This window comes from Streptococcus mitis, from assembly GCF_946188375.1.
GTDB lineage: Bacteria > Bacillota > Bacilli > Lactobacillales > Streptococcaceae > Streptococcus > Streptococcus mitis_CX.
Genome location: NZ_CAMHUS010000003.1, coordinates 89,285 through 105,378, shown reverse-complemented (window position 1 = coordinate 105,378; position 16,094 = coordinate 89,285). Strand labels below are relative to the sequence as shown.

Below are 16,094 nucleotides of genomic sequence, written 5' to 3'. Positions count from 1 at the left end.
TTCCTCACTTACTTAATAACAATTGGACCGTTAATTTCTTTTTATCTTTTTTTGTTTGCCCATTATCCCTAACGAGTTTCAATCGACCAAATTTCCTTACACTAATCAAATCACCAACTTGAACTGCATAGTCTGATTTTTCAACTAAATGGTAATTAACTTGGACTGCCTGCTTTTCAATTAACTGATTTGCCTGATTTCTAGATAGCTTGAAGACCCCAGCTAGAAAAACATCTAACCTAGAACTAGCTATACAAATATCTAATTCTTGATAGTCCTCCACTGTATCAATCTTCTCAGTAAAATCCCGTTCTTCTAGACGAACCGGTAGACGAGCAATTTTCGTAATGCCGTCTTGGAAAAGGAGACTAAACTGTCGATTAATGATAATTTGTGCTCTCTCTTCATTGACTAAGATATCACCAAATAGCTTTCTATCAATTCCCAGCTTATTTAGAACAGTCCCTAATATTTTTGCATGCGTTAAGCGTTCAAACTTATTAGGATAAACTATTTCTTGCAAGGATAGTTCAAAATCAGTGAATTCAGGTTCAAAATAGTCAGGATATAGGAGTACCCGCACATATTCAGTCTCAAGAAATTGCCGACTGCTCATATAGGAGATGCCGTTCGTTGATGCCAGAACCTTTAAAATCTTTTCTTGATGAGGATTTACAAAGGCTGTTAAAAAAGGAGAATAAGAATCTTCTACCTTTTTTATCCATTCTACTCCCTTATCAATAAAAGACGAATCATTCTTAGAAAAGTGTTGATAAATCATCTTGTTCATAGAAAGATCACTAAAAGTCGAATCAATTGTTCCCCTAGGAAATGAACTAGTAATACCGCAATCCAGACAGACAAGTCAAGACCAGCAATCTGAAGGGGTAAACGTTGCAAAGGGGCAATTATCGGTTTCACTAAACTAATAATCAAGCGTCCCAGACGTGATTCATAAGCATTTGGGAACCAAGACATCAGAGCAAAAATGATTAAAATCAGTGAATAGATATCCACTGCATTTTGAATAAAACGAATGAGAAAGAGCATTATCTCACTCTCGTACGTTTCATGTCAAAGCCAAATTCACCATTTTGTGATTCATCTGGGATTTTGATATCTTCAATATTAACGACAACATCAACTGGTGTCAGCAGGTACATAGTAGATGCTACCTTTTTCATGTTACCAGCCAAAACGTGACGAGCCCCGTCCAGATAATCCAAACAACGACGTGCTTGAACTTCTGTCATATATTGGAAATCAATCAAAATACTTTCGTTACCAGCTAATAAATCAACAATATCTGTGGCATCTTCGTATTTACGTGGATAACGAACATCAATTGTTACCTTATCAGTAGAACGTTGACTTTGCATAGCCAACTCTTGTTGACGGGCATGAAGACGGGTGATGTTTTTATCTTTAGATGGCGCGCTACCAGCTTGTTGAGGCAACTCTTGAACAGAAGGGACTGGAGTCACAATAGGCTCTTCAGCTTTAGGCTGATAAGTAGTACCAACATCTTCTCCATCTTCTGTAAAATAATCTATAAATTTATCAAATCTATCTTTTAAAGACATATTTCTTTCCTATTTAAAAAATGCTGTACCAATTCTGACAAAGGTTGAGCCAAATTCAATCGCTTCCTTGTAGTCACGACTCATACCCATACTCAAGTCCATCATTGGCATATTGGGAATTTGTTTTTCTCTAATTTCTAGTTGCAAATCCTGCGTAGCTTTAAAAATTTCTTTCAACTCATCACTACTAGCTTCAAGAGGAGCCATGGTCATCAAGCCTACATATTCAATTTTATCTAAGGTGGCCAATTCTGGCAAGAGTTCCAATAGTTCTTCCTTTGAAAAACCATGTTTGCTCACTTCCCTTGAGATATTCACTTGTAAGAAACACTTAACAACTCGGTCACTTCTTTTTTGAATTTCTTCTGCTAGCTTTAATGAATCCAAAGCATGGAAATAATCAACATACTGGATGACATCTTTGACTTTGCGTCTTTGTAACGTACCAATCAAATGCCAGGTAATATTCCTGTCTTTTAAAGCTTCATATTTCTCAAGAAATTTATCTACACGATTTTCACCAATATGATGCACACCTAGCGGAAGCAAAGCCTCCGCTGTTGGTACGTCTACATATTTTGTAACAGCAACAACCGAAACAGAATTGGCTTCTCTTCCTGACTGCTGACTTGCATCTTTTATTTGTTGAAAAACACGTTCTGTATTTTCTTTCAAATTCATTTACTTAACGATTTTTGAAAAATGGAGGAGTTTCTAATTCGTCCTCTTCTAAAGATGGTGCTTCGAAACGTTCAACTGGTGATACAACTGAATCAGTCGGACGGACAATTGTCTCACGACGCAAGTCCCAATCACCAAATGCTGAAGTTTGAGAAGGTTCTGTGCGACGAGGTGCTGGACTTGGAATTTCTGCAGTTTCAGCCATGTCATAGTGACGATCATGATTACGTGCATGACTTGGGCTTGCTTGTTCATGACGGACTGCTTGTTTTGGTGCATGTCCAACAACTTTTTCAACACGATCTTGGCGAACACCAGTTGCAACAACTGTTACGCGAATTTCATCACGCATGCTTTCATCAATAGATGTTCCCAACCAGATGTTCACTCCTTGACCAGCTGCTTGGTTGACGATTTCTGATGCTTCTTCAGCTTCAATCAAGGTCAAATCAAGACCACCAGTAACGTTGACGATAACATCTTCAGCACCGTCAATAGTTGTTTCAAGAAGTGGTGAGTAGATTGCCTTACGAGCTGCTTCTACGACACGTTCTTCTCCACTACCGATACCGATACCCATTAAGGCATTCCCTTTATTTGCCATAACTGTTTTCACATCAGCAAAGTCAAGGTTAATCAAACCAGGGTTTGTGATCAAATCCGTAATCCCTTGAACACCTTGGCGAAGTACGTTATCTGCTTCGCTAAGAGCTTCAAGAAGTGGAGTTTTCTTATCAACAATTTCAAGCAAGTTGTTGTTTGAAATAATCAATAGGGTATCTACATGTTCACGAAGTTGGTTGATTCCTTCAACAGCAAATTGACCACGTTTGCTTCCTTCAAAACCGAAAGGACGTGTCACAACACCAACTGTAAGAGCACCCAAATCTTTAGCAATACGGGCAATAACAGGAGCCGCACCAGTACCTGATCCACCTCCCATACCAGCAGTAATGAAGACCATATCCGCTCCACTGATAGCAGCTGTCAATGTTTCTTCGCTTTCTTCAGCAGCTTTACGACCAACTTCAGGTTGACCTCCAGCACCCAAACCACGAGTCAATTTAGGACCCAATTGAATTACTGTCTCTGCTTTAGTACTACTCAAAGCTTGTACATCTGTGTTTGCTGCGATAAATTCTACGCCTGCAACACCTTCGTCAACCATGCGGTTAATGGCGTTACCGCCACCTCCACCAACACCGATTACTTTAATAACTGCACCTTGAGCTGCTGCTGTATCAAATGAAAATGTCATAGTTTATTTTTCCTCTTTTATTCATCAAACATGCTTCCGATTAAGCCACGGAAACGATCTGCGATTTTTGGTTTATTTTGAGAAGATACTTTATCTTCTTTCGGAGCAACTACGTTCGTAGAAGCTGATGTCTCTACCTCAGTATTTTGAACTGGTTGAATTGGGGTAGGTTGTGCTACCTGCGTAACACGTTGAATCATCCCACCGAAATTAATTGGTTGATGACGCAAGGTATCTTCACCCTTGACTGCTCGTTGTGCTAATAAATGTACTTCAGTCAATTGACCAGCAAATTCAGACAAGCTAATCACATGAGCAAAGGCAGGGTTACGAATTCCAACTTGATTTGGAACGTAAAGTTTGACACCAACGCCAAAAACTTCCTGTGCAAGTTCTACGATACCTGGCAAAATAGCATTTCCACCAATCAGAACAATCCCACCTGGAAGATCCAACAAATGTCTTCTTTCCAACTCTTGTTTGATTTGTTCAAAAATGTGCTTAATGCGAGCTGAAATAATCTCTGCTAGATAGCTTTCTGTAACTTCTACAGGCTCTACTTCACCAATTACTTCAACTTGGAAGGTTTCATTGCTTGCAAGTGAAGGATAGGCTTCACCATAGTTCAATTTCAATCCTTCAGCTAGTTTTTGTGAAGTCTTCAAGACTTTAGAGATATCTTTTGTGACATAATCTCCACCTTCTTGAAGAATATTTGTAAACTGGAGTTCTTGGTTACGGATTGTAGCAACAGTTGTTTGACCTGCTCCCATATCAATCACCGTAGCTCCAAATTCACGCTCCCCTTCGTTCAAGACTGAACGAACCAAAGCCAATGGTGAAATAATAATATTTTCAACCTGTACACCTGAGCGCTCAACTGTCTTGCGTAAATTGTGAAGAATAGTACGTGGACCTGTATAAAGTAAACCACGCATTTCAAGACGAACACCCATCATCCCACGTGGGTCACGAATCCCTTGGAAACCATCTACGATAAATTCTTCAGGAATGAAAGTAATGACTTCACGATCTGGTGTCATACTCTTTGTCAAGGCTGATTTGACAACATTTTCAACATCTTGATCTGTAATTTCTTTTGTATCAGATGTAACTGGAATCATTCCTTGAGTTGGTTCTACTTGCAAAAGATTTCCAGGCAAACCAACATTCACTGATTTGATTGAAATGCCAGCTTTCTCTTCTGCTTGGGAAATAGCTGACTTGATAGCAGTTGCTGCTGCTTCAATATCAACGATAATCCCATCCTTTACACCTTTACTCTTGGCATTACTTACACCAATTACATTAAGTTCACCATTTCTAAGTTCGGCAACCAATACTTTAATCGAATTAGTTCCGATATCTAAGCCTGTAAAAAAACCATCTCTAGCCATTACATCGCATCCTCTCTCTTCCAAGTTTCAAACTTCTATTCAATATAGCTAAAACAGGGCATAGCTATTCACAGAATATTATAACACAAAAAATCCAATCGTGCTTAGTTTTTCCTAAATTTACTTACCATTTTTTCACATTCGTTCCTCAGCTTTTTTTATTTTCCAAACAAGTTATAAAAAATCAGATTTATGAAAAAAAGAAAGCTTAAAATCAAGCTTTCTTTGCAATCATTTTTTCTGCTTCTTGTTCTAAAAATAGTTCCAAGATTTTCTTTGTTAACGTAATCGCTGCTGATAAGGCCAGGGAAACGATTAAATAATTAGCTACTAAGCCATGGTCTCCAACCAATGGTGGTTTTGTCAAGAATCCGTAATCTCCACCTGTTACTAAATTGACCACAAAAATCAAGGCATTTAGTGCAAAGGTCATGAGAAAAATTCCCTTCACATCCAGCAATCGCGCGTTATACTGTCTCAATAGATAAACTAGAGAGTTCCCCAAGAGAGCTAAGTGGCCAAAGATAAAGGATAAAATCGCAATATGTGGGAAAGGATAGGCATCTGGAACTGGATAAACAAAGGCTGCTAATGTCCCAAATGTTCCTAGTAATGCAAAATACTGCCTATATTTAGACTGACCAGGAAGCAAAAGCACCACAAACATAGCCATGCGGCAATGGTAAAAAGGTAGGCTTTCTGACAACGGCATATGATTGACCCAGTACCAACCATAAAGGAGGATCAACTGAACTGCCTGCAAGATTTGAAAAAATCGTTGGCAAGCCTTCTTTTCACGATAGCGATAGGCTGTAAAAAATGTTAAGGCTAAGAGCGTAAATAGGCTAACATACCAAAAAAGGTCAAATTTGGGTGGTTCTGTTGCTTGTGTCGTAAAGAAAATATCCCATAAATTCATCTAGTATTCCTCATGATTCAAAATTTTCCTGCATATTATTATACCATGCTATTGGTCAAAAATGGATTTAGAAATACGTAAATGTTTGACAAAATTACTTGTCTTCAGTTTCTAAACATTCTACCAGCTTGGCTAAATTCATAGAATTGGAGCCTTTGAGCAGGATTTGGTCATTAGCTCCAAGGCTTTCTTTGACCTGCTTGACTAGGTCTTCAAATTGGTCTTGATCTTCTGTTTTCTTGAAGTAGTAAACGTGGCCGATTGGAAACATTTGACTGGCCAATTGAGCTAATTCAGCAATGTCTTCTCCATAGAAAATAACGGTATTCAGCACATCAGGCGAGAGGCTCAAAATCATCTGATTATGAAGCTGAATAGACTGGTCACCAAGCTCCTTCATATCCGCCAACACTGCAATTTTCTTGCCACCTTCATTGGCTGGAATGGCAGAGAATGTCTCCAAAATCAGCTTCATAGCAGTTGGATTGGCATTATATACGTCTGACAGGATATCTGCTCCATTGGCTGCTTTCTTCCACTCAGTACGATTACGCGTCAATTCAAGACCTTGGAAAGACTGACGAATTTGCTCCTCTGAAACTCCTTCTTGTAGGGCAACATAGGATGCAATCATAGCATTGGTGGCATTGTACTTGCCAGTTACTGGCAAATCAAGGGCTTGCTCCAAGAAATTGGCCTTAAAGGTCAAGCTATCCTTACGCTCAACCAAGTCGGTAATTTCCAACTCTGCCCCTTGCCCAAAACGAACTACCTTTTTATCAGTTGGCAAGTAGTCCTCTACAATAGTGTCAGTTGGCGCTAAAAGCAAGGAACCAGACGACATGCCATCAACAATTTGCATTTTTCCTTTAGCAATCTCAGAACGGTCTTTGAAAAAGGCCAAATGGGCTTCTCCAACCAAGGTCACGATGGCTGTTTTTGGATGAGCCAATTCTGATAAGAGATGAATATCTCCCAAGTGATCCTGTCCCATCTCCAAGACCAACTTTTCTGTTCCTTCAGGCATGTGAAGAACCGTGTAAGGAAGACCAATCTCATTATTGTAGTTACCTTGTGTTTTGTAAGTTTTGTAGGTTGTTGATAGCAAGTGCGCCAACATGTCTTTGGTTGTTGTCTTGCCATTTGAACCCGTAACCGCAAAGACATCAACAGCTGTTTTTTCAAGATAGTAGGCTGCTAGTTGCTGAAAGGCAGTCAGAACATCATCTACTAGAATATAGGGATGATTTGCGACCTCTTTCTCAGACAAGGTTACTGCTGCACCATTTTCAAAGGCTGTTTCGATAAAGTCATGACCGTCACGCGCACCTTTGAGGGGGACAAATAAATCTCCTGTCGCAATCAAACGACTGTCAAACTCAGCTTTTTCTAACTGGGTGTCCTCAAAGATGCTGATATCATTTTTAGCTCCTACAACTTGAGCCACTTCATGGATTGTTAATTTCATTTCTACTCCTTTAAAAAGGGTCGAAGCTCGAGAACTCTAGTCACCTTTCAGTGATGGTTCTGGCTCCTACCCTCTCTTTCATTTTTATAGCAAATGTGCTTCGCGCTTGTCAAAACTTTCCTTAGCAAGTTCAACCAAACGCTCGATTAGTTCTGGGTAGCTGATTCCCATATTGTCCCAAAGTAGTGGGTACATAGACCACTGGGTGAAACCTGGCATGGTATTGAGCTCGTTTAGGAAAATCTCTCCCTTATCTGTATAGAAGAAATCGCAACGAGATAGACCGAGGCCACCAATGGCACGGAAGGCAGTTTCTGCATTTTGACGCATGACAGCTACCACATCATCACTGATTTTAGCTGGGATATCCATGGTAATCTTGTTGTCAATATACTTGGCATCGTAGTCATAAAAGGCAACATCCTTGACTACTTCTCCTGGTAGCGTACTCTTGACATCGTAGTTGCCCAAGAGACCAACCTCGATTTCACGAGCATTTACCCCTTGCTCTACCAAGACACGGCTGTCATATTGGAAGGCAAGTTTCAAAGCTTGACGGAGTTCCTCTTGATTTTCAGACTTAGAAATACCGACACTTGACCCCATGTTTGATGGTTTTGTGAAGACTGGATAAGTCAATTTTTCTTCAACTTCGGTGATTTTAGAAGTCACATCATCGCCTTCAACGATGGCCACATAAGGAACTTGGGCAATCCCGACAGATTCTAAGACACGCTTGGTCGTGATTTTATCCATGGCAAGACTTGATGACAAGATGTTGCAACCAACGTAAGGCATTTTCAAAACTTCCAAGAATCCTTGAACAGAGCCATCTTCTCCCATTGGACCATGAAGAACTGGAAAGACCACTGCCCCTTCTTCGTAGATAGCACTTGGAGCCACTTTCTTATCCCAATCGATTGTTTCATTGGTCATAAGACGATCCTCTTGACCTGGACTCTGGCTAAATTCTTGCGTTTTAATAAAGTCACCTGACTGGCTGATGAAGAAAGTCTTGACTATGAAACGGTCGTAGTTGACCGCACGCATCACACTCTCAGCTGAAAGAACAGAGACTTCACGCTCTGCACTACGTCCACCGTATAAAAGAATAATCGTTTGTTTCATATTACTTGTCCTAATTCTAATAGAATACTCGTTCTTTAGTATATCATATTTGCTTCTTTTTTGAAACTTGAACCTGATACTGGTCTTCAATAAATCTAAAAAGAGAACGATAAAAAATATCGGTCTCCTTGATTTTTTATATAAATGAATTGAGTGTTGATTTGTCTAGACTTACAACTCTGTTCGATTTTCAATGGCTCGTAAGAGCGTCACTTCATCCGCATACTCAATGTCCGCTCCGACAGCGAGACCTCGTGCTAGACGCGTAACCTTGATACCAGCTGGCTTGAGCAAACGTGAAAGATACATGGATGTCGCTTCACCATCTGCTGTAGCATTTGTTGCTACGATTACCTCTGAAACTTCACTATCCATAAGACGAGTCATAAGGCTCTTGAGATTGATATCATCTGGACTGACGCCATTCATTGGAGAAATAAGACCATGTAAGACATGATAGAGTCCGTGGTATTCTTGGATATTCTCCATAGCCGCCACATCGCGACTATCCTCGAGAACTAAAATGGTTGTCTGGTCACGACTTGGATCGGTACAGATAGAGCAAGGATCGTCATCAGTCAAACGACCACAGATGGAGCAATAGGTCAGCTCTCTCTTAGCAGAAAGGAGATTTTTAGCAAATTCATTGACATCGTCATCAGACATTCCAATAGTATAGAAGGCAAGACGTGTAGCCGTCTTAATCCCGATACCCGGTAACTTAGAATAACTGTCAATTAGCTTAGCAATAGGTGTTGGATAAAGCATATGTTCCTTTCTAATTCATTGGATGGTGTTGGTTATAGAGATTGATAATATCGCGCGCAATGGAAGGTCCGACACCATTTGTAAGGTTGGTGTTATGAGGAAAGACAACAGCTACAGCGATTTGAGGATTATCTGATGGTGCATAGGCCACAGCATTAGTATTGTTAGCTTTTTGACCACCCTCAACATAACTTTCGGCAGTACCTGTTTTACCACTAATGGAAACTGCTGCTCCATTTGAAAAGGCACGACCTGTCGTCAGAGCACTCCCTCCGTGAGAAACTTGATAAAAACCTTGTTGGAGGATGGAAACATCAGACTCAGAAATATTAATTTTATTCATTTCCTTGGTTTCAACAGATTGGATTAAGTTCCCTAAGCCACCTTGTTCATTGTTTCCATAAATCCCCTCGACAATGTGAGGTGCAATCCGAACACCGTTGTTGGCAATAGTTCCAACGTACTGGGCCAATTGCATTGGGGTGTAGTTATCAAACTGACCAAATGCATTGGTAATGTAATTAGCGAAATTATACTCTTTTGGAATAAAACCAGTTGACTCATCTGGAAGGTCAATGCCTGTTGAGGCTCCAAGACCATATTCCGCAAATGTCGCACGTAATTTCCCCATGGCTGATTCCAAATTGCTGGTTCCAACAAACATATTAGGTTGATAAGTTTGACCCATGATCCCCAAAGCCGTTTGGACCATGTAGGTATTAGAAGAATACTCCAAGGCTTCCACAGCTGTAATTGGGAATGAACCGTAGGCCTGAGTGTACCAAGAATTAATTGGAGCTGAACCTTGGAAGACAATCGGTTGGTCTGTCAAGGTCTGATTCCCTGATAAGACTCCATTCTCCCAACCAGAGCTGATGGTCGCCGCCTTGACAACCGAACCCGGGACAAAGACATTGGTTACTGTTCCCAAGGAATCCTGTGTTAACTCTCCCGTGTTCAGGTCATGTTTGATCCCTGACATGGATAACACAGCACCTGTTTTTGGATTTAGAGCAACTGCATACACACCCTCAGAATACTTGGCTCCACCATTTCCTAGCTCGGAATTGAAATAACTTTTCAGCAAAGCATCCACACTATCTTGGAAGGCCAAATCAATGGTCAGCTTGATATTGTTTCCCTTACTACCTTCCTCAATTGTATCCACGCTTTCCATATTGCCATATTTATCCAGATGGATTTCTTTTACCGAGCGTTTTCCTTGTAAGGTCTCTTCATATTGCTTTTCCAAATACGAGGTTCCAACACGGTCATTTAGAGAATAGCCTTTTTTAAGATAGGCTTCTGCTTCTTCCGCTGGGAGACCAGCTTTTTCACTGGATACACTCCCTACTATAGAAGAAAGGGAAGTTTCCAAAATCTTTCGATCCCAAGAAGTAGAAATACTAATGCCAGGCATCTCCTTTGAAATAGAGGCAATAACAGCCACCTGAGAATCATTTAGAGGATCTGTCGCAATGGTTCCTGTCGCAAAATTTTCAACTGCATTGAGTTGGCTAAAGAGGTAAATTTCTTTCTTTTCGTCATCAGAGTAGGCCAATTGACTTGGATCGATACTTTCAACAGTATTATTGTAAAGCTCGGATTCAGATAATTGATTGCCATCAGAATCAAGGCGCTTCTCACGTGGTAAACTTTCCACTGCTTTCTTATAGACATCTTGATCTGCTAGATAATAGTCCGCCAACTGTCGGTCAGTCAATGTTGGAGAAGAAACTCCCACATAAGCCAGCAACTTCTTAGCTGTTTCTTTTAAATCTGCAGCCGTCATTTTGTTGTTTCGAGTAAAGGAAACAACTTGTTTCACAGTATTTTCAACCAAAGGCTTGCCGCTGGCATCATAAATTTCGCCCCGAGCCGAACTAGTGGTCACCTTTGTTTTACTAGCCGATGCTAATTTTGTCTCATAAAAATCCTTGTTCAAAACCTGCATATAAAGCAGGCGACCAATAATGGTCATAAAGAGTAAAATGACGATTGAAAACAATAAATTAAGCCGAATCGGAATCGAATGGCTGTTAAATTTTCTCATACAAATCAGTCTCATTTCTATTTTAAATCTTACTCTTCATTGTACCACAATTTGAGAAGAAAATTATGGAAAAGGAAAAAGCTTTTTTCCTTTTTACGGGAAAATACGATTTTATTTATCTATCCCTATATTATATGATATAATAAATGTAAAAGTTCGATGACCCAGTCTTTTTCCAATACGACTCATTTAAAGGAGCCTTTCTATGGACAAACCAGATATAGCAACCATCATTGATTCTCACTTCGAAGAAATGACAGATTTAGAGCAAGAAATCGCTCGCTATTTTTTACAATCTGAAACCATTGCAGATGATTTATCTTCTCAGAAGGTCACTCAAAAATTACATATTTCTCAGGCTGCTCTGACCCGCTTTTCTAAAAAGTGTGGTTTTACAGGTTATCGAGAATTTATTTTCCAATACCAACACCAAGCAGAGAAACAAGACACCCATTCTCACAAACACAGTCCACTGACAAAACGAGTCCTCAGAAGTTATAGCAGTATGCGGGAACAAACACAGGACTTGATTGACGAAGTCCAACTAGAAAGAATTGCCCAGTTAATCGAAGATGCTGAGCGCGTCTACTTCTTCGGAACAGGGAGTTCTGGCCTCGTAGCTCGTGAAATGAAATTACGCTTCATGCGTCTAGGTGTGGTCTGCGAGGCTTTAACCGATCAAGACGGCTTTGCTTGGACAACCAGCATCATGGATGAAAATTGTCTCGTACTGGGTTTCTCACTTTCAGGCTCAACTCCTTCTATTTTGGACAGTTTATTAGATGCAAAAGAGATGGGGGCACAGACTGTACTTTTTACAAGTGTTCCCAATAAAGATAGTCAGGTCTATACAGAGACTGTTCTTGTAGCCACCCACAGCCAGTCTTCTTACATCCAACGTATATCCGCTCAACTTCCTATGCTCTTCTTTATCGATTTGATTTATGCCTACTTTTTGGAAATCAATCGTGAAAGCAAGGAGAAAATCTTTAACAGCTATTGGGAAAATAAAAAACTCAATGGCTATCGTAGACAAAAACGTATAAGAAAATCCTAGTCTGGTCTAGCCAAACTAGGATTTTTATTCATCACTAAACATACCTCTTCTAGATTATGAATTAGTCATATCTTGACTTGGTCTTGAATAATTTCATGTAATCACTTTTTGAAGGGAGTAAATAAGCAAGTCTGACGGTATCCTCAACAATTGTATATAATACGATGTAATCCTTACTCAAGGTCAATCCTCGCGTTTGGTAGCGAGGGTCTAATTTCTTACCAAATTTTTCATCGGCATCAAATCCAGCTTGGGGGAAAATTTCTAGCCGATTAATATCTTTTCTAATACTGGCTACTTTTCGTCTCGCAGCCTCTACAGAACCAATTTCCTCCGCTATATACTGATATATTTTGTCCAGACTATCAATCACTCTAGGAGAATACAAAATCCGATATTTTTTATAATCCATAGCGTGTCACGACATCCTCATCTGTCAAGTAATTTCCAGCCTCAATCTTGGCATAACTTTCTTGAACTTCTGCTTGTAATTGTCTAAACAAATACTCCTTCTCTAATTCCTCTTCACTCAGTAAATCTACTTCATTTGTTACGGCAACATTCTTTAAAAATAATCTGAGTGCCGATGAAAGAGAGAGATTTTGTTCTTTTAACACTTCCATGGCATCATTTACCAATTCTCTATTAGCTTGGAAGGTCACAATTTTACTTGAATTCGCTATAGCCATTTTATATAACTCCTTTATATATTTTATTTATTATCTCACAATTATAAAGAAAGTCAAGGGAACTTGATTAGAAAATCCTAGTTTGGCTGAGCCAAACTAGGATTGTTTTGTTTTAAAATGATAATAAGCTCCCAACATACCTGCTGTATTTTGGTGGTGGGCAAATTCTAATCGTGTTTTTTCAGCTAGGCTTGGTACCAAAGCATCTTTTAAAGCTTTTCGAATTTTAGGTTTGAGGATTGCCTCTTGCCCCATGATACCACCACCGAGAATGACCACTTCTGGATTGGTAACGTAGCAAATATTTGCCAGACCTTTTCCTAGATAGTCTACCATGCGGTCAATACCAGCCATGCAAATCTTGTTGCCTTCAGTGGCTTCCTTAAAGATGCGTCGGCCATTCCACTGTTCAACTGAATCACCATGAGCTGCTGCCACATATTCTACCAAGGCTGTGGTAGAAGCGAGATCCTGGAAAGCTCCATCCTGCATATGCATATAACCAACTTCGCAGGCTGAATTGCTAAATCCATGGAAGACTTTCCCATCCATAATCAAACAACCACCGATACCGGTTCCAATGGTCAAGCAAAGGGTGACACTCGCTCCCTTGCCTGAACCAGATACCGCTTCAGCAAGACCTGCACAGTTGACGTCATTTTCAATCTCGCAAGGGATTTCAAAGGTACTCTCAATTTCTTTTTTAAACTGAGTTTCAGCATAGTTAGGAATCTGAGGGCCAGCATAGAAAATTTCCCCCTTATCAGGATCCACCATCCCAGCAGAAGAAATAGCAACTCCTGCTACTGGGCCTTTTTCTAAATAGCTGGCTACAATATCTTTGGTTTTTTGTAAGATATGAGGTCCACCCTTATGCGCCTCAGTTGGCATTTCATGCGATTCAACAAGTTGTCCTTCTTGGTCAATCAAACCATATTTGATATTTGTTCCACCGATATCAATTGCAACGTAGTGTGTCATAAATACCTCCTTATGGATTAGAGGAAGCGCTCCTTGGTTTCACGAATCAAGGCTGCAGCTGCTTCTACAACTGGACGATCTTCTTCAGTCACTGGTGTCAACGGTGAACGAACAGAACCAATATTCAATCCTTCATTGATCTTCAAGACTTCCTTAATTACACCGTACATATTTCCATGTGCAGCAGTCAATTTGCCAATGATTGCATTGATAGCGTATTGCAACTCACGCGCTGTTTCTAAGTCTTTGTCCGCAATCAACTGATTGAGTTTCAAGAAGAGTTCTGGCATAGCACCATAAGTACCACCGATACCAGCTTTAGCACCCATGAGACGGCCACCTAGGAACTGTTCATCTGGACCGTTAAAGACAATGTGGTCTTCTCCCCCAAGACTGACAAAGGTTTGGATATCTTGAACTGGCATAGAAGAGTTCTTAACACCGATAACACGAGGATTTTTCAACATTTCAGTGTAAAGGCTTGGAGTCAAAGCAACCCCTGCCAATTGAGGAATGTTATAAATCACATAGTCTGTATTTGGAGCTGCAGAACTGATATCGTTCCAATATTTAGCAACTGAGTATTCTGGCAAGCGGAAATAAATCGGCGGAATCGTTGCAATAGCATCTACTCCTAAGCTTTCAGCATGACGAGCAAGTTCCATACTATCTTTGGTATTGTTGCAAGCAACGTGAGCAATAATAGTCAACTTACCTTTGGCAACTGCCATGACTTCTTCTAAGATTAATTTACGGTCTTCAACGCTTTGGTAGATACATTCACCAGAAGAACCATTAACATAAAGACCTTGAACACCTTTATCAATGAAGTATTCCACCAAGGCACGCGTACGCTCTGGACTTACTTCTCCTTGATCATCATAACATGCGTAGAAGGCTGGAATGACACCTTCGTATTTTTTTAAATCTGACATAGATTTTCTCCTAACTTATTTCCGAAATGAGGGGAGAAAATAAATTTTTCATCCCCTTTAAATTATATTTATTTTACAATTTCTGACAATTTTACTTTACGATCTTCGAACATAGATTGGGTACAAGCATCTGCAGTAGCAATCGCTTCTAGAGCAGCTTCACCTGTCAACAATTTTGCAAATTCTTCTGATACTGGGGCTCCTTGCATAATCTCATGCAGATAGCGCATTTCTTTGTCAATGACAGATGATAACCATAATGGAGTACGTTTACCTGGTTTGCCATAAGCAATTGCTCCGTCCATCTCTGTACTATGATAGATACGAGTCCGATCATCATCTTCTTCTTGCGATTCATGAATCAAGAAATAACTTTCTTGTCCATCTAGCTTAAGAGTTCCTTTACAGTTGAATAAATCTAAGCGGATAGCACCTTTTGTTCCTTGAATTAAGACATAATGTTCACCCCAACGATAAGCTGAACCCCATTCTAACAAGGCAAAACGCTTATTAGAAAATTCCATATTGACAAAAATCATATCATCTTCATCACCGAAATTTTCACCTTCATGGGCTACATTTCCACCTGTCATGGTTACAGTTTCAGGCATACCACCCATAAGAAATTGCACGCAATCCAATTCATGGATGTGGTGATACAAGTGACCACCTGATTTTTCACGGATTTTTTTCCATGATACTGATGGTTGTTGTTCTTCCCAACCATTACGAGCTGTGTGACAGTATAGAACGTCTCCGATGACTCCTTGATTAATGAGTTCTTTTGCATGATGGACACCATTAAAGAAGTTCATAATATGTCCTGCCATAAAGGTTACATTGTTTTCTTTACATGCATCTACCATCTCGCGACAATCTTGATAAGAAAGCGCAATTGGTTTTTCACAGAAAACATTTTTACCATGTTGTGCAGCCTTAATAACCGGTTCCTTATGAAGATTATTTGGAGTTGCGACGATAACACAATCTACCTCATCGCTAGAAACCAACTCATCTAGAGAGCTTGCTACTTTTGCTCCCAATTCTTCTGCAATTGCCTCTGCATTATCTGGATCATAGAGAAGAGTAATCTCTGCTCCATCATTCTTTTGCATATAACGAGCTAACTCAGCTCCAAAATATCCTGTTCCAACAACACCATATTTAACCATGTTTT

General features: G+C 39.9%; 17 protein-coding genes. 1 reads left to right on the top strand and 16 read right to left on the bottom strand.

Annotated features, from left to right (window positions below; genetic code table 11):
* Positions 1-4 precede the first annotated feature (4 nt).
* The 11 genes from N8M16_RS04685 to pbp2b form a co-directional block, all read right to left on the bottom strand.
* Positions 5-790, bottom strand: a complete 786-nt coding sequence (locus N8M16_RS04685) for a YlmH family RNA-binding protein (protein WP_261069701.1) — start codon at positions 788-790, stop codon at positions 5-7.
* Entirely contained in the window at positions 787-1,050 is a 264-nt protein-coding gene (locus tag N8M16_RS04680) for a YggT family protein (RefSeq protein ID WP_000898129.1), read from the bottom strand. The genes N8M16_RS04685 and N8M16_RS04680 overlap by 4 nt, the downstream gene beginning before the upstream one ends.
* Positions 1,050-1,583 carry a cell division protein SepF gene (locus N8M16_RS04675; protein ID WP_084926183.1) on the bottom strand — a complete coding sequence of 178 codons (534 nt, stop codon included), beginning with the start codon at positions 1,581-1,583 and terminating at the stop codon, positions 1,050-1,052. The genes N8M16_RS04680 and N8M16_RS04675 overlap by 1 nt, the downstream gene beginning before the upstream one ends.
* A 9-nt stretch (positions 1,584-1,592) precedes the next feature.
* Complete coding sequence (locus N8M16_RS04670; protein WP_261069700.1) at positions 1,593-2,264, bottom strand: YggS family pyridoxal phosphate-dependent enzyme; 672 nt, start codon at positions 2,262-2,264, stop codon at positions 1,593-1,595.
* 4 nt (positions 2,265-2,268) lie between these two features.
* Positions 2,269-3,522, bottom strand: a complete 1,254-nt coding sequence (gene ftsZ / locus N8M16_RS04665; RefSeq protein ID WP_261069699.1) for a cell division protein FtsZ — start codon at positions 3,520-3,522, stop codon at positions 2,269-2,271.
* Positions 3,523-3,539: 17 nt separating this feature from the next.
* On the bottom strand, positions 3,540-4,919 hold the full coding sequence (gene ftsA, locus N8M16_RS04660) for a cell division protein FtsA (RefSeq protein WP_261034508.1): 1,380 nt from the start codon (positions 4,917-4,919) through the stop codon (positions 3,540-3,542).
* Between the two features lie 214 nt (positions 4,920-5,133).
* Entirely contained in the window at positions 5,134-5,838 is a 705-nt protein-coding gene (locus N8M16_RS04655) for a YwaF family protein (protein WP_024057150.1), read from the bottom strand.
* Positions 5,839-5,932: 94 nt separating this feature from the next.
* A complete protein-coding gene (locus N8M16_RS04650; RefSeq protein ID WP_247939520.1) occupies positions 5,933-7,306 on the bottom strand; it encodes a UDP-N-acetylmuramoyl-tripeptide--D-alanyl-D-alanine ligase in 1,374 nt (457 codons plus the stop codon).
* An 84-nt stretch (positions 7,307-7,390) separates the two neighbouring features.
* On the bottom strand, positions 7,391-8,434 hold the full coding sequence (locus N8M16_RS04645; protein ID WP_261069698.1) for a D-alanine--D-alanine ligase: 1,044 nt from the start codon (positions 8,432-8,434) through the stop codon (positions 7,391-7,393).
* A gap of 171 nt (positions 8,435-8,605) precedes the next feature.
* On the bottom strand, positions 8,606-9,202 hold the full coding sequence (recR, locus tag N8M16_RS04640; protein ID WP_000966749.1) for a recombination mediator RecR: 597 nt from the start codon (positions 9,200-9,202) through the stop codon (positions 8,606-8,608).
* 10 nt (positions 9,203-9,212) lie between these two features.
* Positions 9,213-11,270 carry a penicillin-binding protein PBP2B gene (gene pbp2b, locus N8M16_RS04635; RefSeq protein ID WP_261069697.1) on the bottom strand — a complete coding sequence of 686 codons (2,058 nt, stop codon included), beginning with the start codon at positions 11,268-11,270 and terminating at the stop codon, positions 9,213-9,215.
* Positions 11,271-11,460: 190 nt separating this feature from the next.
* Here pbp2b and N8M16_RS04630 point away from each other — a divergent pair, with 190 nt between their 5' ends.
* Positions 11,461-12,312, top strand: a complete 852-nt coding sequence (locus N8M16_RS04630) for a MurR/RpiR family transcriptional regulator (protein WP_261069696.1) — start codon at positions 11,461-11,463, stop codon at positions 12,310-12,312.
* A 61-nt stretch (positions 12,313-12,373) separates the two neighbouring features.
* On the opposite strand, the gene N8M16_RS04625 is transcribed toward N8M16_RS04630, so the two are convergent.
* The 5 genes from N8M16_RS04625 to N8M16_RS04605 form a co-directional block, all read right to left on the bottom strand.
* Positions 12,374-12,724 (bottom strand): type II toxin-antitoxin system RelE/ParE family toxin, encoded by a 351-nt coding sequence (locus tag N8M16_RS04625; RefSeq protein WP_000384864.1) that lies wholly within the window; start codon positions 12,722-12,724, stop codon positions 12,374-12,376.
* Entirely contained in the window at positions 12,714-13,001 is a 288-nt protein-coding gene (gene relB, locus N8M16_RS04620) for a type II toxin-antitoxin system RelB/ParD family antitoxin (protein ID WP_000951987.1), read from the bottom strand. The genes N8M16_RS04625 and relB overlap by 11 nt, the downstream gene beginning before the upstream one ends.
* 96 nt (positions 13,002-13,097) lie before the next feature.
* Positions 13,098-13,982 carry an ROK family protein gene (locus tag N8M16_RS04615; protein WP_261069695.1) on the bottom strand — a complete coding sequence of 295 codons (885 nt, stop codon included), beginning with the start codon at positions 13,980-13,982 and terminating at the stop codon, positions 13,098-13,100.
* A 17-nt stretch (positions 13,983-13,999) separates the two neighbouring features.
* Positions 14,000-14,917, bottom strand: coding sequence for a dihydrodipicolinate synthase family protein (locus N8M16_RS04610; protein ID WP_125456403.1), 918 nt, complete (start codon positions 14,915-14,917; stop codon positions 14,000-14,002).
* Between the two features lie 68 nt (positions 14,918-14,985).
* A complete protein-coding gene (locus N8M16_RS04605; RefSeq protein ID WP_000241736.1) occupies positions 14,986-16,089 on the bottom strand; it encodes a Gfo/Idh/MocA family protein in 1,104 nt (367 codons plus the stop codon).
* Between the last annotated feature and the right edge of the window lie 5 nt (positions 16,090-16,094).

What these genes read in the sequence shown, in the direction of transcription:
- N8M16_RS04685 (WP_261069701.1), bottom strand. Translation starts at nt 790, where the DNA reads ATGAACAAGATGATTTATCAACACTTTTCTAAGAATGATTCGTCTTTT.
- N8M16_RS04680 (WP_000898129.1), bottom strand. Translation starts at nt 1,050, where the DNA reads ATGCTCTTTCTCATTCGTTTTATTCAAAATGCAGTGGATATCTATTCA.
- N8M16_RS04675 (WP_084926183.1), bottom strand. Translation starts at nt 1,583, where the DNA reads ATGTCTTTAAAAGATAGATTTGATAAATTTATAGATTATTTTACAGAA.
- N8M16_RS04670 (WP_261069700.1), bottom strand. Translation starts at nt 2,264, where the DNA reads ATGAATTTGAAAGAAAATACAGAACGTGTTTTTCAACAAATAAAAGAT.
- ftsZ (WP_261069699.1), bottom strand. Translation starts at nt 3,522, where the DNA reads ATGACATTTTCATTTGATACAGCAGCAGCTCAAGGTGCAGTTATTAAA.
- ftsA (WP_261034508.1), bottom strand. Translation starts at nt 4,919, where the DNA reads ATGGCTAGAGATGGTTTTTTTACAGGCTTAGATATCGGAACTAATTCG.
- N8M16_RS04655 (WP_024057150.1), bottom strand. Translation starts at nt 5,838, where the DNA reads ATGAATTTATGGGATATTTTCTTTACGACACAAGCAACAGAACCACCC.
- N8M16_RS04650 (WP_247939520.1), bottom strand. Translation starts at nt 7,306, where the DNA reads ATGAAATTAACAATCCATGAAGTGGCTCAAGTTGTAGGAGCTAAAAAT.
- N8M16_RS04645 (WP_261069698.1), bottom strand. Translation starts at nt 8,434, where the DNA reads ATGAAACAAACGATTATTCTTTTATACGGTGGACGTAGTGCAGAGCGT.
- recR (WP_000966749.1), bottom strand. Translation starts at nt 9,202, where the DNA reads ATGCTTTATCCAACACCTATTGCTAAGCTAATTGACAGTTATTCTAAG.
- pbp2b (WP_261069697.1), bottom strand. Translation starts at nt 11,270, where the DNA reads ATGAGACTGATTTGTATGAGAAAATTTAACAGCCATTCGATTCCGATT.
- N8M16_RS04630 (WP_261069696.1), top strand. Translation starts at nt 11,461, where the DNA reads ATGGACAAACCAGATATAGCAACCATCATTGATTCTCACTTCGAAGAA.
- N8M16_RS04625 (WP_000384864.1), bottom strand. Translation starts at nt 12,724, where the DNA reads ATGGATTATAAAAAATATCGGATTTTGTATTCTCCTAGAGTGATTGAT.
- relB (WP_000951987.1), bottom strand. Translation starts at nt 13,001, where the DNA reads ATGGCTATAGCGAATTCAAGTAAAATTGTGACCTTCCAAGCTAATAGA.
- N8M16_RS04615 (WP_261069695.1), bottom strand. Translation starts at nt 13,982, where the DNA reads ATGACACACTACGTTGCAATTGATATCGGTGGAACAAATATCAAATAT.
- N8M16_RS04610 (WP_125456403.1), bottom strand. Translation starts at nt 14,917, where the DNA reads ATGTCAGATTTAAAAAAATACGAAGGTGTCATTCCAGCCTTCTACGCA.
- N8M16_RS04605 (WP_000241736.1), bottom strand. Translation starts at nt 16,089, where the DNA reads ATGGTTAAATATGGTGTTGTTGGAACAGGATATTTTGGAGCTGAGTTA.